The sequence below is a fragment of the Paraclostridium sp. genome, assembly GCF_051656405.1.
Classification (GTDB): Bacteria; Bacillota; Clostridia; order Peptostreptococcales; family Peptostreptococcaceae; genus Paraclostridium.
Genome location: NZ_JBOGBV010000041.1, coordinates 1 through 23,274 on the forward strand (window position 1 = coordinate 1; position 23,274 = coordinate 23,274).

A 23,274-nucleotide genomic window follows, 5' to 3' on the forward strand; every position below is an offset into this window, starting at 1 on the left:
GCATGTAAATCCATAGTTAAAACTCTATCTGCTCCTGCTGCAGTTATTAAGTTTGCAACTAATTTAGCTGTAATTGGATCTCTAGCCTTAGCCTTTCTGTCTTGTCTTGCGTATCCATAGTATGGTATAACAGCAGTTACTCTACCTGCAGATGCTCTTCTTAATGCATCTATCATTATTAATAGCTCCATTAAGTTATCATTTACTGGGCTATTAGTTGATTGTATTACGAAAACATCACAACCTCTTACTGTTTCACTTATATTTACAGATATTTCTCCATCGCTAAATGTCCCAACTTCGCATTTTGCCATTGGTACACCTATGTAATCAGCTACTTTTTGAGCTAACTCTTTCGACGCATTTCCTGCAAGTATTTTAATTTCGCTTCCGCTAGTATTCATAATTACCTCCCGAAAATTTTGTTAAAGAAAATATTATATTTAAACGCAGGTATAGACTAGGCTATATCTGCGTTATAGCCTTGTTTATATCATTTTATTTCTTAAGGTTTTTCTTTTCTACCCAACCTTCTTTTATAACTTGTCTTTCTCTAGCTATTGCCAATGCTCCTTGTGGAACATCATCTGTTATAGTAGATCCTGTAGCTATATATCCATTTTCTTCTACTACAACTGGAGCCACTAAATTAGAGTTTGATCCTATAAAAGCTCCATCTTTTACAACTGACTTAAATTTATTTTTACCGTCATAGTTTACAAATACTGTTCCGCAACCTATATTAACGTTCTTTCCTACATGTGCATCTCCTATGTAAGCTAAATGAGAGGCCTTAGAATTATCTTCTATTGTAGCATTTTTAACTTCTACGAAATCTCCTACTTTTACGTTATTACCTATATTACTCTTAGGTCTTAAGTATGCATAAGGTCCAACTGTAGTATTATTACCAACTTTACTATCTATTATCGTAGAACTTTCTACCTCTGTTCCATCACCTATTGTTGAATTAGATATAGAAGTATTCATTCCAATTTTGCAATTACTTCCTATTTTTGTATTTCCTTTTAACATAGCTCCTGGATATACAATTGTATCATTTCCTATTTCTACATCTGCTTCTATATATGTGCTATTTATATCTATTATAGTTACACCATTCACCATGTGCATAGTGTTTATTCTTCTTCTCATTATTTCTTCAGCTTTAGATAACTCAACTCTTGAGTTTACACCCATTAGTTCTTCTATTGTAGCTCCATTAAATGCCCCTACTTTAAGATTATTATTTCTCATTATTTCTACTGTATCAGTTAAATAATATTCTCCTTGAGCATTATTATTGTCTATTTTAGAAAGAGCATGTTTTAAACTTTTCCCATTAAAACAATAAATTCCTGAATTTATCTCATTTACTAACTTTTCTTCTTCATTAGCATCTTTTTGTTCAACTATTTTTAATAAGTCTTGATTTTCATCTCTTATTATTCTTCCATAACCTGTTGGATTTTCTACTTTAGTAGTTAATACAGTAGCATGATATCCATTATCTAAGTGATATTTGAATAGATTTTCTAATGTATCTGAATTTACTAAAGGAGTATCTCCACATAAAACAACTATAGTGTCATTTTCTGATAAGTGTTCATTTGCCATCATAACAGCATGACCTGTTCCTAATTGTTCAGTTTGCATAGCTATTTTAGTATCAGTAGGTAATACGTCTTGAACTACCTCACTTCCATGACCTAAAATCGCAACAATTTCATTAACCCCTGATTTTTTAGATACATTGACAACGTGGTTTACCATCTCTTTCCCACATACCTTGTGAACTACTTTTGGCAAACTTGATTTCATTCTTGTTCCTTTTCCTGCCGCAAGGATTATTGCCTTAAAATTCATAAACCCACTCCATTTCAATCTTTTTTAATTTTAAATAAATCTATATATGATGTGTAAATATTTTATTTTGTATACAATTTCCTAATTCTATTAACTAATATACCATTTTTGAAGTAAAAAGTACATATTATTCAAATAAAAAAGAGCCTAAAATTCGGCTCTTTAAGAAATATATTCGAAAATATATCTTATTTTAGTTCTTCTTTTTACTATTCAGCAGCTACTTCTAATTGAGAAATTGCTTCTTGATATGCTTTTAAAACTTCTTCTTCTAACATTTGTCTCATTTCAGCATTTATAGGGTGAGCTATATCTCTGAAGTTTCCTTCACCTATTTTTCTACTTGGCATAGCTATAAATAATCCATTGTGCCCCTCTATAACCTTTATATCGTGTACCACAAATAAATTATCGAAAGTTAATGAAACTATACACTTCATTTTCCCCTCATCAGTTAATTTTCTTACTCTAACGTCAGTGATTTTCATTTTACTAATATCCCCCTTTTAGTTTTGACAAATTTAATTTGAACATTAAAAAATCTTTTTTTTATTTATAATATATTAATTCTATCAAATTGCTAAATTTCCTCTATTATTTCAGAAATTTTTTTTATTTTTTTACCTTTTTTTTATTTGATATAAATTTACCCTTAAAATTTATATTATTCTTCTAATTTATCAATTTCACTTTGTTCTTCTACAGTTTCTCCCACTTCAGCTGTAGACCAATATTCTTCCCTAAAAGTTTGCAAATTAGGTTTAACGCTTACAACCTCATTATTAACTACATCTATTTCTATTAAAGATATATAATCTTCGACCATTTTTTGAGTTGGATTAGTAGTAGATATGAATACTCCCCTTCCTATAACTTCCGCTCCAAACTCATTCATAAGTTGCATCATACCTTTTATAGTTCCTCCGCCCCTCATAAAGTCATCTATTAATATAACTTTACTTCCTGGCTTAACAGCTTTTCTCGGTAAACTCATGCTTTCTATTTTAGAAGAACTATTTCCACTTACATATGTCATACTAAGTGTCGGACCTTCTGATACTTTAGTGTCTTTTCTTATTATCACTAAAGGTAAATTCATAGCTTTTGCTGTCATAAGAGCCATAGGTATTCCTTTTGTCTCCATAGTAACAACGTAGTCAGCTTGTGAATAATCTATATTTGATGCAAATATTTTACCAATCTTAGACGCAATTCTAGGATCGTATATTAAATCTATAAGATATAAAAATCCTCCTGAAAGAATTCTAGATGGATCTTTTATTTCTTCACATAGGTTTAATAAAAATTCTTCATTTTCTGATTTTGATGTTTTTGGAATATACTTAACTCCACCAGCGGCCCCTGATATAGTTATTACTTGTCCTAGTTCTAGTTTTTCAAAAACATTTTTAACAACTATTAAGTCTTCACTTATAGTAGATTTAGCCGAATTAAATTTTGATGTAAAATAACTTAAAGTAAATATTTTATTAGGATTGTCTGATAGTATTTTAACTATCGCTCCTATACGCTCCGTTCTTTTAAACTTCATATATAATACCTCCTGTACCTGAAACCTATGTATTTAAACTTGTTAATGCATATTTTTTTCCAATATGTTATAATATTTGTTATGTTTTATTTGAAATTTAATATATTAATGTATAGAAATATTTTATAATTTTAGTTTGCTTAAAATATTGAACATTATACTATTATATCACAAACATAGTTCTTATTGTAGAACTTTTAATTTATTAGAAAGGTGGTTTCAATATGAACATATTCTTTATAGGTGTTGGCGGTATAAGCATGAGTGCACTCGCTAAAATATGCCTAAATAAAGGTTATAATGTTTTCGGTTCAGATTCTACAGAGTCATATCTATTAGATGATTTACGTTCTCAAGGAGCAACAATATATGTTGGCCATGAAAAAGAACATATAACTGATAATATAGATATGGTAGTATATACTGCTGCTGTTAAATCTGACAATGAAGAATTAATCGCTGCTAAAGAAAAAAATAAATTAACAATAAATAGAGCTGCATTTTTAGGTCAAATAATGAGAGAGTATCAAAATGCCATAGCAATATCTGGTACTCACGGGAAAACATCTACAACTTCGATGTTATCTGCAATTTTTGAATATGCGGATCTTGACCCTACAATATTAGTTGGAGGAAACCTTAGTATTATAGGTGGAAATGTTAAAATAGGTAAATCTGAAAACTTCATAACTGAAGCTTGTGAGTATGTTGACAGTTTCCTAAACTTCAACCCTAAAATTTCAGTAGTACTTAATATAGAAGAAGATCATTTAGATTACTTCTCTGGAATAGATGAGATAAAAGCATCTTTTAATAAGTTTGGTAAATTATTACCTTATGATGGATACTTTATAATCAACGGGGATGACGAAAATACTAAAGATATACTTCATGAAATAAAAGCTACTGTTATAAAATACGGTCAAAATGAAGGAAACAACGCTTTAATAAAAGATGTTAGATTTGATGAAAACGGATATGGAATATTCAACATTAACTATAATGGAAACAATTTAGGAGAATTCAAACTTTCTGTTCCTGGTGTTCACAATATATATAATGCTACTGGTGCTATAATAGCAGCTTTAGTTTCTGGTGTAGAATTAGAGACTATAAGAAAAAACATTGCATTATATGGAGGCGTAGGAAGAAGATTTGAAGTTAAAGGTAAATATAAAAATGCTTTAGTTGTAGATGACTACGCTCATCATCCAACAGAATTAAAAGCAACTTTATCTGCTGCTAAGAAAATTAAAAAGAATAAATTATGGTGTATATTCCAACCTCATACTTATACAAGAACTAAATGTTTATTAAACGAGTTTTCAGATGCATTCTATGCTGCTGATAAAGTTATAATAACAGATATATACGCTGCTCGTGAAAAAGATCCTGGAGATATCCATTCTAAAGATTTAGTAGATAAGTTATATCAAAATAATGTTGATGTACTATATCTAAGCGAATTTGAAGATATTGCTAATTATCTTGCTGAAAATGTAGCTGAAGATGATTTAGTTATAACTGCAGGCGCTGGTACAGTTTATAAAATCGGCGAAATGCTTCTTAATAAATAAAAAACTAGGGCTAAGCCCTAGTTTTTTATTTATTTTCAATCTTAAATATATCGTTTTTTAAATATTCATATAACCCATCATGAACTTCATAATATGCAGTTGCTTTATCTGATGTTATTTTAACATAATCATTACCCATTGTTTCTAATGTAGTAGAATAACCATCACCATGAATTTTAATAGTAAAGTTATATTCACTTCTTTCTTTACTTTTTTCTGGTTGAATTTTTCCAACTAATCTCTTTACAGATATTTTATAAGCTAAATCATCATATTTCCATTTCCATGGTTTTTTTACTTCATCTTTGTATACTATCTCTACACTATCCCAAGTTTTATATTTTTTTACAGAATCTATAGATGTATATATACTTTCTTGAAGCAACTTATCAAATGCTTGTTTTTCTGATACTGGAATTTTATAAAACTCTTCTTTATTTACTGTGTAAATTCTAAAATAATCTAAATCTGTAGAAAATCTAATTCCATTATCCATGTAAGCTTCATATTTACTTTCGTAATTACTAGGCTTTCTAACTTCTTTAAACTTTGTAGAGAAAAACTTTATTTGGTCCCAGTAATCTTTTTCTATCCTTACATCCTTTAATTTATCATCTGAAATATATACAGTGTCAGTCTCTTTCATTTGAGAAATTAAAGTTTTATTATCGGATTCTGTACTTTTATCTTGAACTTTAACAGGTTCACTACTTTCTTGTTGTTTTGAGAAATAAATATATGTACCCGCATATACAACGAAAAAAACAATCATCCCTATAAGTATGATTACACGCTTTTTTATTTTTCTTTTCTTTGCCATAAAAGCTCCCCCCTATATAATTACGATTTTATTATACTATAAAATTCACAAACTAAAAAGCACTACAATTTAATCATAGTGCTTTTTTATTATTTTTTAAAATTTTCATTATTTTTTGCATGAATTTCCTGGGCAATTTATACATGGTTCTACATGGACTGTTATTCCTTTGACAAACTGCATGTCTTTTATTATCCTTTTTTCTAATTTCGTGGCAATTTCATGCCCTTCATATACAGTTAAGTCTTTATTTACACATATAGTTAAATCTACATATGCAGTTGCACCATGTTTTCTTGTTCTAATTTCACCTAAGTTAATTACACCCTGTGTTCCTTCAGCTATGCTTATAATTTGTTTTTCTTCTTCTGTATCAATAGAATAATCCATAAGTTCATTTGCTGAATCTTTCAATATATCAAATCCAACCTTTGCAACAAATAAAGCAACTACTATAGAAGCAATAGGGTCTAATGCTTTAAACCCTAACATAGCTCCTCCTATACCTATAAATGCTGCTATAGATGAAAGAGCATCTGACCTATGATGCCATGCATCTGCTTTTAATGATGGTGAATTTATTTTTTGAGCTATTTTTATTGTTATTCTGTATTGATACTCTTTTATAGCTACAGATATAACAGATACTACTAATGGCAACGCTGTTGGTATTTGAACACTATTTAAATTAAATAGTGATTTTAATGCATCAAATCCTATTTTTAAAGATACCACTATTAATAATATAGAAAGTAAAAAAGATACTAATGTCTCGGCTTTTTCATGTCCATAATTATGATTTTCATCATTTGGAGCATTAGCTATTTTATTCCCTATTAAAACTCCTACCGAGCTAATAATATCAGATGCTGAGTGTAATCCATCTGCTATCATAGCATTAGATTTACCTACTATACCTGCAAATATTTTTATAAAAGTTAAAATAACATTCCATACTATAGATTTTATTGTTACCTTATTTGCTTCATCATACCTTGTTTCCACTTAATTTCCCTCCTTTTAATACTCTCTTTTATTTTACTATCCATTTTTATTCACATTTAAACTTATATTAAATATTAAGTGCAATAAATTATAGTTATAATTCAATATTAATTATCATTTATCTTTAAAATGAAAAATCACCCAACAAATGTTGGGCGATCTTTATATTATATCATATATTTGATTAAGCTTCTTTAATTATTTCTAATACAGCTCTTGAAGAATTTATTATATCTTCTATAGCTATATATTCTTCTAATGTATGAGCATTTTTCATACCTATTCCTAAGTTTACAGCTTTTACGCCATTTCCATTTAATACGTTAGTGTCACTTCCTCCACCTGTTGCTGCTGTATAAGCTTCTATTCCTAAGTTAGAGAATGCTTTTTTAGCAAGTTCTACTATTTCTTCATTATCATCCATTTTGAATGGTGCATAACATCTAGTTACTTTAGCTGTTACTTCTGCTCCCATAGCTTCTCCTGCTTTTTTAAATTCTTCTACCATATGATTAGTTTGAGCTTCTAATTTAGCTACTTCTAAACTTCTAGCTTCTGCAACTATTTCAAGTTCTGGCATAACTATGTTAGTAGCTATTCCTCCATTAACTATACCTATATTTGCAGTAGTTTCCTCATCTATTCTTAATAACTTCATATTTTCTATAGCTTTAGAAGCTACCATTATAGCACTTACTCCATTTTCTGGTTGTAATCCTGCATGTGCTGGCTTACCTTTTATAGTTATTTCTATTTTATCTTGAGCTGGAGCTTTTGTTATTATTTCTCCTGGAGATCCACCACTATCTAAAACGAATGCGAAATCTGGGCTTACTTTAGAATAATCTAAGTATTGAGCTCCAAATAATCCGCCTTCTTCCCATATAGAGAATACTACTTCTATATCAGCATGGTCTATATTGTTTTCTTGTATAACTCTTAAAGATTCTAATATAGCTGCTATACCAGCTTTATCGTCAGAACCTAGAACTGTAGTTCCATCACTTTTTATTATTCCAGTAGCTTCATCTATTATAGGTTTTATTCCTTCTCCTGGGCTAACTGTATCCATGTGAGAACTGAATAAAATAGTTTTACCTTCTCTATTTCCTTTTAACTTAGCTATTACGTTTCCTGTTTCTCCTCCAACTTTTGTTCCAGCTTCATCTATACAAACTTCGCATCCTATAGCTTCTAACTTTTCTACTAAAGCCTTTGCAACTTTACCTTCTTTAGCTGAAGGACTATCTATTTTTACTAATTCAATGAATTCGTCTATTAATCTTTTTTTGTTTATCATGTTAAATCTCCTCCTTGGTATATGTGATATATACATTGTAATTTATATTGGTAGTTTTTTCAAGAGAAAACGATATTTTAAAACTAGTGCAAATTATTTTACAATTTTTCTAGTTCTAGAATCTACGAGACATACCCAGTATCCTAGTTTATCACTTCTATCATCGCAAGGCTTATACATATCAAATCCCGTATGTCCTTGATCAGGCTGTTCATTTTTATTACCTGGAATTGCATATATATAATTTTTACGTTTATTATATTCATCATATTGAACACCAAATAAATAGTGTCTATATCTATAAGCTTGTAAAACTATATCACTATACATGGTATAATTTAAAGTATTTACATATCCTAAATAAGGCATTGTGTAGCCACACATAGTCATTGGTGTTATTTCTATTTTCCACCATCTTGTATTATCAAAACTTTCATTTACAAATGGTTTTACTTCTTTGAACATCTTTAATCCTTTTTTTATTTGTCTAGGCATTAATAAGTTTCTTATTTTAGTTGTTTCAACTTCTTCATATTCTATATTTTCATTTACCTGTTTTATATCCTCAACTTGTTTACTATATTTATTTTGTTTTTGTTTTTGACTTTGATTTTGATTTCTATGATTGTTATTAGGAATATATTCTTGTTTAGGTTCTTCATATTCCTCTTCTATCTCTTCTTCTTGATCATCTTCTTCTACTTCTATATACTCTAAATATTCGTATTCATATTCACTATCTTCGTCTTCTACATCAATATACTCAACTTCTTCGTATTCATATTCATCCTCTTCTATTTCTTCATATTCTCCGTATTCTTCATTTTCAGCAAATATTAGTTCTTCATAATTTTCTAATTTACTTCCTTTAAAACCTATTAAAGGAATACTTTTTTCATATGTTAAAGCTATGGATTTAATATTTGAAGTATTTTCATCTAAACTTAAAGCAAATTCCCCTTTTCCTTGCTCACTTAAAACTATATTTCCTAAATCTACAGTATTATAATCTTCTAATATAGCAACTACTTTATATCCTTCTCTAACATATTTTAAGTTTTCTACATAAAGAGCAACTAGTGATTTATCTTCTGTCACTTCAACTTTTGCAAAAGCTTTAGGTAAAACTCTGTCTTTATATCTAAAATTCATATCCTTGGCTTCTAAAATTATATAATCTCTTTTATATTTCTTTTTAGTACTCAAAGTTATCCCCCCTATAAAAAATATAAATCCCTCTAAACATTATATGTTTGGACATGCAAAAAAGTACCTTCTATTTAGAAGGTACTTTTTTATTTACACAGTTTGCAAGATTTGCAAATTCTTCGATAGATAGAGTTTCACCTCTTCTTTTCTCATCTATATTTGCTTCTTGTAAAACTTCTCTTATTTCATCTTTATCTAAAAATCCTAAAGTTCCTAGTGCATTTAGTAATGTTTTTCTTCTTTGCCCAAATGCTGCTTTTACAGTTTTAAAGAATACTTCTTCGCTGTCTACTTTGTACTTTTTCTCTTCTCTTACATGAAGACCTATTACTGTCGAATCAACATTTGGTTGAGGTATAAACATATGTCTAGGTGCTTTTGCTACAATTTCTGTATCACAATAATATTGAACTGCTATAGATAATGCACCATAATCTTTAGTTCCTGGTCCAGAATTCATTCTGTCTGCAACTTCCTTTTGAACCATAACTACTATATCTGTTACAGGTATATCTTCTTCTAAAAACTTCATTACTATTGGAGTTGTAATATAATATGGAAGATTTGCAACAAGCTTAACTGGTCCTCCACTTAATTTTTCATTTACTAATCCTTGTATATCTACTTTTAATATATCTTGGTTTACAACCTCTATATTTTCAAATTCATCTAAAGTATCCTTAAGTATAGGAATTAAAGTTTTATCTATTTCTATAGCAACTACTTTATCTGCAACCTTTCCCATTTCACGAGTAAGGGTTCCAATTCCCGGGCCTACCTCTATTATTTTGTCGCCTTCAGAAAGTCTAGCTCCATCTAATATTTTATCTATTACATTATCATCTATTAAAAAGTTTTGTCCTAATGACTTAGAAAACTTAAATCCATGTTTATCTACTACTTCTTTGGTTTTTCTATGTGACGAAAGTCTGTCCATATTTTTCTCCTTTTACCTATCTAGTTTTTATAGAGTCTCTAAAGATTTTTCAAATTCTTCTCTACTAACTCCATAATTATTTAGTCTATTTAAAAATTGTTTTGCATTTCCGTATCCTATTCCAAGTATCATTCCTAGCTTATCTCTTCTATAAGATGCATCATCACTTCCTATAAGCCCATTTCTTATTAAATCTACTTGTCCGAATTCATCTCTTTTATCTGTACTCTCAGTTCTTACCTTCTCAAGAGCTCTTATTATACTTTCTGGAGTTGCATTTTCAATACCTATGTCTCCATTTTTTTTAGCTTCTTCTCTTGGTAAAAATGCATGTTTGCATCCTGGTACTTCTGCAGCTATCTTCTTTCTTATTTTTTCACCAGCAAAATCTGGATCAGTAAATATTATTACTCCTCTTCTTTCTTGTGCAGCTTTTATTCTTTCCATAACTCCCTTAGGAAATCCAAATCCACCTGTAGTTATTAATTCTGCATCTAATGCTCTTTTTACAGCAGTTACATCGTCTCTTCCTTCTACTACTATTATTTCCTTTATCATCTAATCACCTTTTCGCTCATTTTACTTAATATCTTTATATTTTAAGCGTTATGCTAAATTTTATCAAGGCTACAAATCAGATTGTCCCTTAATTTAAATATTTTTATACAAAAGAAAGGGATGTCTTAGACACCCCCTTTATCTTTATTTTATATTGAAAAATCTTTTAGCATTTTCTTTTGTAACTTCACAAACCTGCTCATATGAAATTCCTTTTTCTTGAGCTATTTTATCAGCTACAAATTGAACTAAAGAAGGATCATTTCTTTTTCCTCTATGTGGTTCTGGAGCCATATATGGAGAATCAGTCTCTATAAGTAAATACTCAAGAGGTATTTCTCTAACAACTTCTCTAGTTTTTTTGTTATTTTTAAATGTTACAGTTCCTGGTATAGATATTAAGCATCCCATTTTAATATATTCTTTAGCAAGTTCTACATTCCCGCTATAACAATGAAGAACACATCCTATTTCAGGATTTTTTGTGTTTTTTATTATTTCAAATGTATCTCCATGTGCATCTCTATCATGAATTATTATAGGTAATTTAAGTTCATTAGCTAGTTCTATTTGTCTTTTAAACCATTCCTTTTGAGTTTCTCTAGGAGAGTTATCATAATAGTAATCTAAGCCAATCTCACCTATCGCTTTTACTTTTTCATTTTGAGTAGCAAGATTTCTTAATGTTTCTATATCATCTTCGCTCATTTCACCTACATCATGAGGATGAACTCCGACTGCAGCATATATAAAATCATATTTATTAGCTAATTCTACACTGCTTTTAGATGTTTCTATACACGCTCCTGGATTTAAAACTAAATCTACGCCTTTATCTTTAAGCGAGTTTATTAATTCTTCTCTATCTTCATCAAATCTTTCATCATTTAAATGTGCATGTGAGTCAAATAACATTTTGTCATCTCCTTATCTAACTTCGCAACCGTCTTTAGCTCCTTCTGTAAATGGTACTACTAAATCATCTCCATTATCTCCTGCAGCTAATATCATTCCTTGTGATTCAACCCCTCTTAATTTAACAGGTTTTAAATTGCATACTACTGTAACTTCTTTTCCTATTAAATCTTCTGGCTTATACCACTTAGCTATTCCTGAAACTATTTGTCTTGTTTCTGGACCTACCTTTACTTGTGATACTAAAAGTCTGTCTGCTTTTGGATGTTTTTCACAACTTATAATTTTACCTATTCTAAGCTCAATTTTATCTAAGTCATCTATAGATATTTCTGGTTTATGTTCTAACGGTGCTTCTACTTCTTCTTTTTTCTCTGAAAATAATTCTTGTAGTTCTTCTACTTCTTTTTCTATATCTAATCTTGGGAATAATGCATTTCCTTTTTTAACTTTTGTATTTTCTTTTATTAATCCAAAAGTTTTAGTACTTTCCCAAGTAGTTAAGTTCTCGTCATTTATTCCTAATTGACCATATATCTTTTTAGCAGTATCATTCATCATTGGGTTTATAAGAGTTGCTACTATTCTTATAGATTCACATAAATTATATAAAACTGCATCTAATTCATCTTTTCTAGCTTCATCTTTAGCTAAAGCCCATGGCATAGTTTCGTCTATATATTTATTAGTTCTTCTTATTAATTTCCAAGCTGATTCTAATGCTTCATTAAATTGAAGTTTATTCATTTCTATTTCAAAGTTTTCAACTGAATTTTTAGCTGTTTCTTTTAAACTATCATCAAACTCAGTACTTACTTTTGGCATTGGTATTATTCCTTCGTTATACTTCTCAACCATAGAAACAGTTCTGCTTACTAAGTTTCCTAAATCATTTGCTAAATCTGAATTAAGTCTAGTTACAAAGTTTTTATGAGTATAATTTCCATCTTGCCCAAATGCAAATTCTCTTAATAAGAAGTATTTAAGAGCATCTACTCCATATCTTTCTATCATTTGTTCTGGGTATACTATATTCCCTTTAGATTTACTCATTTTGTCGTTATCAAATAATATCCACCCATGACCATATACTTGTGTAGGCATCTCTTCACCTAAAGCCATTAATATAGCTGGCCATATTATAGTGTGGAATCTCATTATTTCTTTTCCTACTATATGAACATTAGCTGGCCAATACTTCTTGTATTCAGAATCATCTTCACTCATATATCCTAAAGCTGTTATATAGTTACATAATGCATCTACCCAAACATATATAACGTGTTTTTCATCAAAAGGAACTTTAATTCCCCAATCAAAAGTAGTTCTAGTTACACATAAGTCTTCTAACCCTTTATCTAAGAAGTTTGCAACCATTTCATTTTTTCTAGATACAGGGAAACAGAAGTTAGGATCTGCAAATAAATCTCTTAATCTATCTTCATATTTAGATAGTTTAAAGAAATATGCCTCCTCTTTAGCTATATAAGTATCTCTTCCACAGTCAGGACACTTATTTCCTTCTAATAATTGAGATTCTGTCCAGAAGCTTTCACAAGGAGTACAGTATCTTCCTTCATAAGATCCTTTATATATATCACCTTGCTCATATAACTTAGTGAATATTTTTTGTATTATAACTTCATGTCTTTCTTGAGTTGTTCTTATGAAATCATCATAAGATATATCCATAGTATTCCATAGTTTTTGTATATCTGCTATCATTCCATCAAGGTACTCTATTTCTGTCATTCCCTTTTCTTTCGCAGTTTTTTGTATTTTTTCACCGTGCTCATCTGTTCCTGTTAAGAATTTTACATCGTATCCACAGAAACGTTTAAATCTTGCTATTGCATCTGCTGCAACAGTTGTGTAAGTATGTCCTATATGTAGATTACCACTTGGGTAATATATAGGAGTTGTAACGTAAAAAGTTGGTTTTGTCATATATATTTTCCTCCTCATTTTCTATATAAATAAAAAACTCGCCTCCTATGATATACATAGGGGCGAGGTTATATTCGCGGTACCACCCTAACTTTATCTAATAAAAAATTCGCTTCGCTCATGTCGCCAACGACTCTGTCCGTTGCTTAAAATGTCATTTTTTACTTTCTACAAAACATTTGTATAACTCCATTGTATAAGTTATCCACAAACATTTGTTAATCATACATTCCTTAAGCGTAAAAAATATTATATTAGATATCTCAAAAGACGATAACGAGTCCATCCGTTTTATCTTAAAAATAGGTACTAATCTATTATTCGGATAAAATAGCTCCAAGACCATATTCAATAACTCTTTTAACGCTAGCTTTCACCTTATCTAGCTCTCTGTAGGAAAAATAATTATTTACTCATCTCTTCATAGCTTAATTAGTTATTATATTTAACATAAATTATATGTTATATTCATTGTTTTTGTTAATATTTTTAATTACTTATTAAGCTTAATTTTATTAAATTTACTACATTATGTCAATGTAATTTTCCTATATTACTATGTTTTATATGACTTTATCAAAGAATTGTTTAGCTCTTATATTTTTTGTATTTTCAAATACATCTTTAGGTGTACCCTCTTCTAGGATATATCCACCATCCATAAATACAACTTTACTTGCAACTTCTTTAGCAAATCCTATTTCATGAGTTACAACAGCCATAGTCATTCCCTCATCTGCAAGTTCCTTCATAACATCTAAAACCTCTTTAACCATCTCTGGGTCAAGTGCAGAAGTAGGTTCGTCAAATAATAGAACTTCAGGTTTCATGGCTAACGCTCTAGCAATTGCTATTCTCTGCTTTTGACCTCCAGACAATTGATCTGGATATGCATCTTTTTTATCCAGCAATCCGACTCTATCTAATAAATTCAAAGCATCTTCAATAGCTTTATCTTTACTTATTTTTTTTAATTTAATAGGTGCTATGATTATATTTTCTAATACTGTCATATTTGGAAATAAGTTAAAGTTTTGAAATACCATACCTATATTTTCTCTTATCTTATTAACATCGCATTTTTTATCTAGTATATTTTGATTGTTGAAAATAATTTCTCCGTTATTTGGTTTTTCTAATAAGTTTAGACATCTTAACAGTGTGCTTTTTCCAGATCCACTTGGCCCTAAAATAGCTACTATTTCTCCTTTTTTTATATCTAAATTTATATCTTTTAATACTTCTAGTTTACCAAATTTTTTCTTTATATTCTTTACTTGGATCATAATCTAACCTCCTTATTAAGCATTAGTAGTTTTGAAAATTTTAAAAGCAGATTTTGATTCTCTTACACTTTTATTTTCAAGTTTTAATTCAAATAATCCAACTAATTTAGATAGTGTAAATGTAAGTACGAAATAAATCATAGCTGCTACTAATAACGGCTCAAATGCTAAATAAGTGTTTCCTTTAACTATATCTGCACTATACATTAAGTCTTGTATTCCTATTACAGAAACTATTGAAGATTCTTTTACCAAAACAATAAATTCATTTGCTAAAGCTGGAAGTACATTTTTCAATGCTTGAGGAATAATTACTAATCTCATACTAACGGAGTAATCAAATCCTAATGATCTACTAGCTTCCATTTGTCCTTTATCTACTGATTGTATTCCTGATCTAAGAATTTCTGCTATATATGCACTTGAGTTAATAGAAAGTGCCACTATCGCTGATATATACTCAGATGGTATAGGCCCTACATCTGGAAATTTTATGCCTATTGTAGGTAATCCAAAGTAAATTATATATATTTGAACAAGTAAAGGAGTCCCTCTTAAGAATTCTATATATATTGAACCTAAAATGCTAAAAATTTTATTTCTTGAAATTCTTGCCATACAAACTATTACTCCAACTAAAAATCCTAAAATTAGTGTGCATATCGATATTCCAATTGTAATTTTCGTTCCATCTATAAAAAACTGTGAATAATCACTTAAAAAACTAAAATCCATTATAATTTACCTCCTATTTATTGAGCTAATTGAGTAGCTTTTTGAACAAACTCTTCTATTTTATTTTTAGATTTTAACTCATCTAATGTTTTATTAACTTGATCTACTAAAGTTTTATCTTGAGATTTGTCTATAGCTATAGCTGATCCTTCACCTTGATTTTGCCCTAAATTTACATTTGATTCTACAAGATCAGGATATTGTTTTAAGTATCCACTTATAGCTTCTTTACTTACTACAGCTGCATCAACATTATTATTTTCTAACTCTAAAATTACATCTGATATTTTCCCTAAAGATTTTATATTCTTAGTTTTTATAACATCCTTAGCTATAGTTTCTTGTAAACTAGCTTTTTGTACAGCTATATTTGCACTTTTTAAATCTTCAATATTTTTATATTTATCTTTATTAGAGTCTTTTACTAAAATAGTATGTTCTCCGTTGTAGTATACATTAGAAAAATTAACAGCTTTTTTTCTTTCCTCTGTTGGACTCATCCCTGCAATTACCATATCTGCGTTTCCTGATTTAATTGCCCCTAATAGACCATCAAACTTCATATCTTTAATTTCTAACTTTACACCTAAATCTTTTGCTATTTCTTCTGCTATCATCATTTCAAATCCTACTATTGTATCTTTTCCATCCACTTTTTTATGGAACTCATACGGAGGGTAATCTGCACTTGTAGCTACCGTTAGTACTCCTTTATCTTTGATTGATTGCAATTGACTTTTATCCTCTTTTGATGATGAACATCCTACTACACCTAAAGTTAAAACTCCTATTAATCCTGTAACCACTACTTTTTTTAATATTTTCATTATAATACCTCCTAATTAATAATTATTAGTAATTGATAATACATAGTTGCTTTTGTTATAATTTTTCTCTTAATTGTCCACTTAAGCATAAAAAAAGCCTCTTAGCAAAATGCTAAGAGACGAAATTATCCGTGGTACCACTCTCATTGATAAGTTAATCAAATATATGCTAATACAAATATAATTCATTATATTAAAAAAGCCTCTTGGTTATAAAAACCAAGAGACGAATTATATCCGCGTTACCACTCTAATTGATAAGTAAACTTATCCACTCTATCCTTTAAGGCAGGCTCACCGATTACCATACTATTATTTCAGGCAACCTTCTCCAAAGCTCTCTTCACAATAAACTTCATTACTAGGCTCACACCAACCCTAACTCGCTGAAACTCAATTTAATGTTACTCTCTTTTTCATAGAATTTAATTTTGAAATTTTATTATAAACTAATTATAGTGCCTTATTATCTAATTGTAAATAAAAATTTTTAAAATTTAACAAAAAAACTTTTTTGTGTAAATTCTGCAAAATGTTTTTAGCCTGTCGAACAATATAGGACATGCTATGTATAAGATATTAAATTTTAAAATTTAATTTTTTAAGCAAATAATATGTAACATATAAACACAGCCGCTAATACTCCTGCAACATGACTCATCATTGCACATGCTAAAGTATGTCTAGTATTTTTTATTTTTAAGCTTCCAAAATATATAGCCATTGTATAAAATATGGTTTCCGATGCTCCAACTATAGTTGCCCCCATTTGCTCAACTAAATTTCCCATTCCTACTCTACTTACAAGTTCATTATACATTCCTAAAGCTCCACTTCCCGATAGAGGTTTCACTATTATAAGACCTATCAGCTCTTTTGGAATACTGAATAATTCTGCTATAGGCTTAAATATAAACTCTAATATATCAATCCCTTTTCCACTTTTAAATATTCCTATTGCTAAAAATATTCCTATTATGTATGGTAATATACTCCATGTAGCCTTCAATCCATCTATAGCACCTTTAACAAAACTATCATATATATCTACACCTTTTATCTTTCCATGAATTACAATTCCTAAAATAATAATCGGGATTATAGAATTCGAAAATAAATCAATCATTACTTATACCTCCTTCTTTGAAGGAATTTACAACTTGTTATTGCAACTATCGTAGATATAATTGTCGCAAATAAAGTTGAAATAATTATTTCTCCTGGATTTGTTGATCCTCCATCTAACCTTAATTTAATCATGGTAAATGGAATAATTTGTATAGATGAAATATTTATTACTAAAAACATAACCATATCATTTGTAGCTGTATCTTTTCTTTTATTTAAAGTTTGTAATTCATTCATAGCTTTTAGTCCAAATGCTGTAGCTCCATTCCCTGCGCCTAACATATTTAAAACCATATTCATAACTATATATGACATAGCTTTGTGACCTTTTGGAATAGATGGAAATAATTTTTTCAAAATAGGGTATAATATATCCCCTATTTTATTTATTAATCCAGAATCTTTAGCTATATTCATAATCCCCATCCAAAGGGCCATTATTCCGGCTAAACTTACTGCAAATTCAATTCCTTTAGATGATTCATTCAATATAACCTCATTTAATTGTGCTAAATTGTTTGTACATATGCTTCCTACTATCCCAATTGAAATCATCCAAAACCATATTTTCCCCATACAAATCTACCCCCTCTTATGAATTTTATGATAGTAAGTTCCCATATTATACTTGAAACTTATCCTATATTATGTTTTAGTATACTTATGTAATTTTTTTATATTTTTAGGGTAATAAGGAGATATATAATGAAAAATTTAACACTTCTTACTGACTTATATCAGCTTACTATGATTAATGGATATTTTGAGAATGGTGTTCATGATGATATAGTCGTATTTGATATGTTTTTTAGGAAAAACGCTTGCAAGGGTGGGTATACGATTGTTTGTGGTATAGATCAACTAGTTGAGTACATAAATAACCTTAATTTTTCCAACAGTGACTTGGAATATCTTAGGGGCTTAAACTTATTCTCAGATGAATTTTTAGATTTCTTAAAAGATTTTAAATTTACAGGAGATATTTATTCTGTTCCTGAGGGTACTGTAATGTTCCCAAATGAACCGATAATAAGAATTAAAGCACCACTTTATCAAGCTCAACTTATTGAAACTGCATTGCTTACAATAGTGAACTTCCAGTCACTAATAGCTAGTAAAGCTTCAAGAGTTTGCTTTGCAGCTCAAGGTGATTCCGTATTAGAATTTGGATTAAGACGTGCTCAAGGTCCAGATGCAGGAATATATGGTGCAAGAGCAGCTATAATCGGGGGATGTAGTGCTACTGCAAATGTACTCGCAGGGAAAATGTTTGATATCCCTATAGTTGGAACTCATGCTCATAGCTGGGTTCAAAAATTCGATTCTGAATTAGAGGCATTTGAAGCTTATGCAAAAATTTATCCAGATAAGTGCCTTCTATTAGTAGATACTTATGATGTTTTAAATAGTGGAGTTCCTAATGCAATTAAAGTCTTTAAAGATTTAAAGACTAAAGGCTATAAACCAGTTGGAATTAGACTAGACTCTGGTGATTTAGATTATTTATCTAAAGCATGTAAAAAAGTATTAGATTCAGAAGGTTTCACAGATATACAAATAACAGCATCTAATGATTTAGATGAATATGCTATATCAAGCTTAAAATCATCTGGTTCTCCAATTAATTCTTGGGGAGTTGGAACAAAGCTAATAACTTCAGCTGATTCTCCATCATTAGGAGGAGTTTATAAACTGGTAGCGTCTTTTAAAAATAACCAAATTGAGCCAAAAATAAAAATTTCTGAAGATCCAGAGAAAATTACTAATCCTGGATACAAAAAAGTTGTTAGAATATATAATAATCAAGGAAAAGCTGAAGCAGATTTAATAATGCTAAAAGATGAGGTTCTAGATACTACAAAACCATTGACTGTGTTCCATCCAGTATATACATGGAAGAAAAAAACATTTAAAAATTATACAATTAGAGAACTTTTACAACCTTTATTCGTTAATGGAAATTGTGTATATGAAAAAAGATCAGTGTCTGAAATAAAAAAATATGCTCAAAATGAACTAAATACTTTATGGAGGGAATATAGACGACTTGTCTATCCTCAAATATACAAAGTTGACTTATCTGAAAATCTTTGGAATCTAAAAAATTCTATGCTAGACACTAAAAAAAATATTTAACTAATATCGAAAGTCGAAAGGAGTTTTAATATGGATGCAACAGATTTTAAAATTATAGAACTGCTACAAGAAGATGGTAGAATTTCCATGAAAGATTTAGGTAAAATAGTAGGTTTAACATCACCTGCAGTTTCAGAAAGAGTTAAAAGATTAGAAGAGTCTGGAGTTATTAAGGGCTATAAAGCTATAGTAAATCCAGATAAACTAGGAAGAGTAATTAAATCCTTTATAAATATATCTTTACCTAGTGACAATTATCAAGCTTTTATAGACTACGTTAAACGTGATAACCGTATTGTTGAATGTCATCATATAACTGGAGATGATTGCCTTTTACTAAAAGTAATAGTACCAGATATGTATGCGCTTGAACAAGTAATTGATAAAATTAAACAAGTTGGAAGAACTAAAACATCAGTTATTCTTTCAACAATAATTGAAGGTAAATCTATATTATAAATAAAATAGAGGATGATTTTTTTCATCCTCTATTTTAATCCCAAATATTCTTCTAGTGTTAAATCATTCATTTTAAAATTCTTACTATGCTCTTTACCTACATATCTATAATGCCACGATTCATACATATATCCAGTTATATCTTCTTTACCTTTTGGGTATCTAAGTATAAATCCATACTTAGATGCATTTTTATACAACCATTTAGCTTGTGGTGTCTCGTCAAACCATGGCCCTATTGATTTTTTATAATTCCCATTTGATATATCTAAAGCTAACCCTGTTTGGTGTTCACTAAACCCTGGTACTGAAGAGTATCTATCAGCAGCTTCTTTTCCATCTCTTTGGACATAATTGTTATATAGCTGAACTTGTGTATCATAACTTCTATATCCGCTTCTTACGTTTATTTCAAGTCCATCTTTCTTTGCAGCTTCTTGCATTTCATTAAAAGCTTCCATTGCTTCATAATCTTCACTTCCACTTGCTGGAGCATATTCACTAGGAAGACCATAATCTTTGTTCGCAACCAATATTCCATCTATATAAAGAGGTTGCACACCTTCTATATACTCACTTCTTTCATGTTTTGGTTTTTTTTCTATAGATTCAATTTTATCCTCATTTACATCTGCATAAGTATCTTTTTCTTTTGATGATATCATGCTGTACGTTTGGAATACAATGATTGCTATCACTATAGCTACTATGCCTTTTTTTAACATATATTCCCCCCATTTTTCTATTTTTCAAACAATATTTATAATTATACTCCAAAATATTACTTAGTTCTATAATATATGACCTTTGTAATCTAATTGACATTATATAAATCAAAAAAGCTATCTTAACAAGCAGACATATAAATCTACAAGTTAAAATAGCTTATTAATTCTTAATTATAAAGTTATAGCTTTCTCTATTCTATCTAAACCTTCTTTTATATTTTCTAATGATGTTGCATAAGAAAGTCTTATGTAATTATCATTTCCAAATCCTATTCCCGGAACAACAGCTACTTTTGCATCATCTAATAAATAATCAGCAAAGTCTATTGAACTTTTTATTTCTTTACCATTTAAAGTTTTACCTAATAGTTTACTTATATTTACCATTACATAAAAAGCCCCTTGTGGTTTTAAGCATGATAAATTCTCTATAGAGTTAATTTTATCAACCATGAAGTCTCTTCTTTCTTTAAATGCTTCAACCATTTCCTTTAATGTATCTTCTGGAGCATTTAAAGCAGCTATTGTAGCATATTGAGCTATAGTATTTGGATTTGAAGTAGCATGACTTTGGAAATTCGACATAGACTTAGCTATTTCTTTTTTACAAGCAGTATATCCTATTCTCCAACCTGTCATTGCGTAAGCTTTCGCTACTCCATTTACAACTATAGTTAAATCTTTTATATCTTCATTAAAAGATGCTATACTTTTATGAGTTCCTTCATATAATAATTTTTCATATATTTCATCTGAGATTACATATATATTATTTTTCACAGCTAAATCAGCTATGGCTTTTAAATCTTCTTCTTTATAAGCTGTTCCAGTTGGATTATTTGGTGTATTTAATATTATTGCTTTAGTTTTATCTGTTATTACAGATTCTAAAGCTTCCACTGTATATTTAAATTCAGCTTCTTCTGGACACTCTACAAATACAGGTTTTGCATCTACTAATCTTATTAATTCTGGATAACTTACCCAATATGGATTAGGAACTATTACTTCATCTCCAGGATTACATATCGCTGATAAAGTATTAAATAATGAGTGTTTAGCTCCATTAGAAACAACTATTTGATCTTTAGTGTATTCTAAATTATTATCTCTTTTTAATTTATCACATATAGCTTGCTTTAAACTATCCATTCCCGAAGCAGCAGTATACCCTATACTCTCATTTTCTATAGCATCTATAGCCGCATCTCTTATGTGTTTTGGAGTTCTAAAATCAGGTTCCCCTGCCCCAAATCCTATTATATCTACGCCTTGAGCTTTTAAGCTCTTAGCTTTTGCAGTTATAGCTAATGTTACTGATGGTTGAATTGATTTTAATTTATTTGATATATCTTTTCTCATTCTTTATCCTCCCCAAGCTTAAGTCATTTATAAAATCGTTTTCCAAGGTATTATTTTTTAACCTTTTTTTAATAAAATCTTTAAATATAAACGTAATAAAAGTGTATTAATTTAAAAAATTAACACACTTTTATAATATACAAATTTTTACAAATTGTCTATATCTTAGTATTAAATAAAATTTTACTATACATATATTCCAACGACTTTGCCTTTTATCTAAACTAACCTCTCTCATATCTATATATGTAGTTAGTTATTGCATAGTTCATATAAGATTTAATTATACTCATGTCTTCATCTGGTCTTATTAATTTTCGAGTTGATACTATATCAACATATCCTATAAGGAATATATCTATACTTTCATCTTTTAGGTCATCAAATATATTAAATAATCTTTCTTTGGACATATCATTATTTCTGTATAATTCAAGTAATGACATATGATATCTAATATATTTGTATAAAATAGATGAATTTAATTCACTTAAATTTAATATTTTAGATATTTCTAATGATTTATTCGCTCCTAATATTTCGTGTTTTTTAAAATGGATCCTTCCATTATCATCAACAGTTTGAGCTATCGGTTTACCCATATCATGTAGGAATATCCCTAATTTTATAAGATCTATTTTTTTTATTCCATTTTCTAATTCTTTGTTTAAAGATTCAAATACCCTCTTTTTTAAATGGTTTTCAAAAAAGTTTTCTTCCTTTACAATATCTTCAAATAATTTAACAGATAGAATTGAATGTTCAAAGCAATTTATAACATGATATTTACATTCACCTACACGCTTCATATCACTAGTAATCGGTAATATTTTTGATAAATCTCTTGACTCATCCATTTTTTTTATTGAATCAACTGTATTTTCACTTTTTATACAATCCATTAGCTTTTTTACTAATGTCATGCTT

23 protein-coding genes and 1 other annotated feature are annotated in these 23,274 nt (G+C 29.2%); of the genes, 3 read left to right on the forward strand and 20 right to left on the reverse strand.

All coding sequences use genetic code 11. The features are described 5' to 3' along the window. The 4 genes from prs to purR form a co-directional block, all read right to left on the reverse strand. On the reverse strand, positions 1–404 hold a 404-nt coding region (gene prs, locus ACRDDE_RS05295), incomplete at its 3' end, for a ribose-phosphate diphosphokinase (protein WP_438626040.1). A 94-nt stretch (positions 405–498) separates the two neighbouring features. Further along, positions 499–1,866 carry a bifunctional UDP-N-acetylglucosamine diphosphorylase/glucosamine-1-phosphate N-acetyltransferase GlmU gene (gene glmU / locus ACRDDE_RS05300; protein ID WP_438626041.1) on the reverse strand — a complete coding sequence of 456 codons (1,368 nt, stop codon included), beginning with the start codon at positions 1,864–1,866 and terminating at the stop codon, positions 499–501. A gap of 209 nt (positions 1,867–2,075) precedes the next feature. Continuing rightward, a complete protein-coding gene (gene spoVG / locus ACRDDE_RS05305) occupies positions 2,076–2,354 on the reverse strand; it encodes a septation regulator SpoVG (RefSeq protein WP_021430398.1) in 279 nt (92 codons plus the stop codon). A 176-nt stretch (positions 2,355–2,530) separates the two neighbouring features. Beyond that, the gene (gene purR, locus ACRDDE_RS05310; RefSeq protein WP_438626043.1) at positions 2,531–3,418 is read right to left on the reverse strand and encodes a pur operon repressor; all 888 of its coding nucleotides are present in this window, start codon (positions 3,416–3,418) and stop codon (positions 2,531–2,533) included. A gap of 224 nt (positions 3,419–3,642) precedes the next feature. Here purR and murC point away from each other — a divergent pair, with 224 nt between their 5' ends. Next, positions 3,643–4,995, forward strand: coding sequence for a UDP-N-acetylmuramate--L-alanine ligase (gene murC, locus ACRDDE_RS05315; RefSeq protein WP_438626044.1), 1,353 nt, complete (start codon positions 3,643–3,645; stop codon positions 4,993–4,995). Positions 4,996–5,020: 25 nt separating this feature from the next. Here the strand turns inward: murC and ACRDDE_RS05320 are convergent, their stop codons facing one another. The 13 genes from ACRDDE_RS05320 to ACRDDE_RS05380 form a co-directional block, all read right to left on the reverse strand. Beyond that, positions 5,021–5,815, reverse strand: coding sequence for a hypothetical protein (locus tag ACRDDE_RS05320; protein ID WP_438626046.1), 795 nt, complete (start codon positions 5,813–5,815; stop codon positions 5,021–5,023). A gap of 108 nt (positions 5,816–5,923) precedes the next feature. Next, positions 5,924–6,820 (reverse strand): cation diffusion facilitator family transporter, encoded by an 897-nt coding sequence (locus ACRDDE_RS05325; RefSeq protein WP_021430367.1) that lies wholly within the window; start codon positions 6,818–6,820, stop codon positions 5,924–5,926. Between the two features lie 184 nt (positions 6,821–7,004). After that, positions 7,005–8,120 carry a M20/M25/M40 family metallo-hydrolase gene (locus ACRDDE_RS05330; protein WP_438626047.1) on the reverse strand — a complete coding sequence of 372 codons (1,116 nt, stop codon included), beginning with the start codon at positions 8,118–8,120 and terminating at the stop codon, positions 7,005–7,007. A 93-nt stretch (positions 8,121–8,213) separates the two neighbouring features. Further along, complete coding sequence (locus ACRDDE_RS05335; RefSeq protein WP_148552020.1) at positions 8,214–9,326, reverse strand: hypothetical protein; 1,113 nt, start codon at positions 9,324–9,326, stop codon at positions 8,214–8,216. Positions 9,327–9,396: 70 nt separating this feature from the next. After that, positions 9,397–10,266 (reverse strand): 16S rRNA (adenine(1518)-N(6)/adenine(1519)-N(6))-dimethyltransferase RsmA, encoded by an 870-nt coding sequence (rsmA, locus tag ACRDDE_RS05340; protein ID WP_438626048.1) that lies wholly within the window; start codon positions 10,264–10,266, stop codon positions 9,397–9,399. Positions 10,267–10,293: 27 nt separating this feature from the next. Beyond that, positions 10,294–10,824: a ribonuclease M5 gene (gene rnmV, locus ACRDDE_RS05345; RefSeq protein WP_438626049.1), complete on the reverse strand. Its 531-nt coding sequence runs from the start codon at positions 10,822–10,824 to the stop codon at positions 10,294–10,296. A 144-nt stretch (positions 10,825–10,968) separates the two neighbouring features. Beyond that, complete coding sequence (locus tag ACRDDE_RS05350; RefSeq protein WP_438626050.1) at positions 10,969–11,739, reverse strand: TatD family hydrolase; 771 nt, start codon at positions 11,737–11,739, stop codon at positions 10,969–10,971. Between the two features lie 12 nt (positions 11,740–11,751). Further along, on the reverse strand, positions 11,752–13,686 hold the full coding sequence (gene metG / locus ACRDDE_RS05355) for a methionine--tRNA ligase (protein WP_438626052.1): 1,935 nt from the start codon (positions 13,684–13,686) through the stop codon (positions 11,752–11,754). A 563-nt stretch (positions 13,687–14,249) separates the two neighbouring features. Then, positions 14,250–14,972, reverse strand: a complete 723-nt coding sequence (locus ACRDDE_RS05360; RefSeq protein WP_438626053.1) for an amino acid ABC transporter ATP-binding protein — start codon at positions 14,970–14,972, stop codon at positions 14,250–14,252. Between the two features lie 15 nt (positions 14,973–14,987). After that, positions 14,988–15,707 (reverse strand): amino acid ABC transporter permease, encoded by a 720-nt coding sequence (locus tag ACRDDE_RS05365; RefSeq protein WP_438626055.1) that lies wholly within the window; start codon positions 15,705–15,707, stop codon positions 14,988–14,990. A gap of 17 nt (positions 15,708–15,724) precedes the next feature. Further along, complete coding sequence (locus ACRDDE_RS05370; protein WP_438626056.1) at positions 15,725–16,534, reverse strand: transporter substrate-binding domain-containing protein; 810 nt, start codon at positions 16,532–16,534, stop codon at positions 15,725–15,727. Positions 16,535–16,753: 219 nt separating this feature from the next. Then, positions 16,754–16,963 (reverse strand) — a binding site (T-box leader). A 172-nt stretch (positions 16,964–17,135) separates the two neighbouring features. Further along, positions 17,136–17,660, reverse strand: coding sequence for a spore maturation protein (locus ACRDDE_RS05375; RefSeq protein WP_438626057.1), 525 nt, complete (start codon positions 17,658–17,660; stop codon positions 17,136–17,138). Beyond that, positions 17,660–18,238 carry a nucleoside recognition domain-containing protein gene (locus tag ACRDDE_RS05380; RefSeq protein ID WP_438626058.1) on the reverse strand — a complete coding sequence of 193 codons (579 nt, stop codon included), beginning with the start codon at positions 18,236–18,238 and terminating at the stop codon, positions 17,660–17,662. The genes ACRDDE_RS05375 and ACRDDE_RS05380 overlap by 1 nt, the downstream gene beginning before the upstream one ends. Before the next feature lie 129 nt (positions 18,239–18,367). Between ACRDDE_RS05380 and ACRDDE_RS05385 the strand changes: the two genes are divergently transcribed. Both ACRDDE_RS05385 and ACRDDE_RS05390 read left to right on the forward strand, forming a co-directional pair. Further along, the gene (locus ACRDDE_RS05385) at positions 18,368–19,798 is read left to right on the forward strand and encodes a nicotinate phosphoribosyltransferase (protein ID WP_438626059.1); all 1,431 of its coding nucleotides are present in this window, start codon (positions 18,368–18,370) and stop codon (positions 19,796–19,798) included. A gap of 30 nt (positions 19,799–19,828) precedes the next feature. Then, positions 19,829–20,257 carry an Lrp/AsnC family transcriptional regulator gene (locus ACRDDE_RS05390; RefSeq protein WP_438626060.1) on the forward strand — a complete coding sequence of 143 codons (429 nt, stop codon included), beginning with the start codon at positions 19,829–19,831 and terminating at the stop codon, positions 20,255–20,257. Positions 20,258–20,286: 29 nt separating this feature from the next. Here the strand turns inward: ACRDDE_RS05390 and ACRDDE_RS05395 are convergent, their stop codons facing one another. The 3 genes from ACRDDE_RS05395 to ACRDDE_RS05405 form a co-directional block, all read right to left on the reverse strand. Further along, entirely contained in the window at positions 20,287–20,982 is a 696-nt protein-coding gene (locus tag ACRDDE_RS05395; RefSeq protein WP_438626061.1) for a M15 family metallopeptidase, read from the reverse strand. 174 nt (positions 20,983–21,156) lie between these two features. Then, complete coding sequence (locus tag ACRDDE_RS05400) at positions 21,157–22,347, reverse strand: pyridoxal phosphate-dependent aminotransferase (protein WP_438626062.1); 1,191 nt, start codon at positions 22,345–22,347, stop codon at positions 21,157–21,159. Between the two features lie 224 nt (positions 22,348–22,571). Next, positions 22,572–23,270 carry an HD domain-containing protein gene (locus ACRDDE_RS05405; RefSeq protein ID WP_438626063.1) on the reverse strand — a complete coding sequence of 233 codons (699 nt, stop codon included), beginning with the start codon at positions 23,268–23,270 and terminating at the stop codon, positions 22,572–22,574. Positions 23,271–23,274 lie beyond the last annotated feature (4 nt).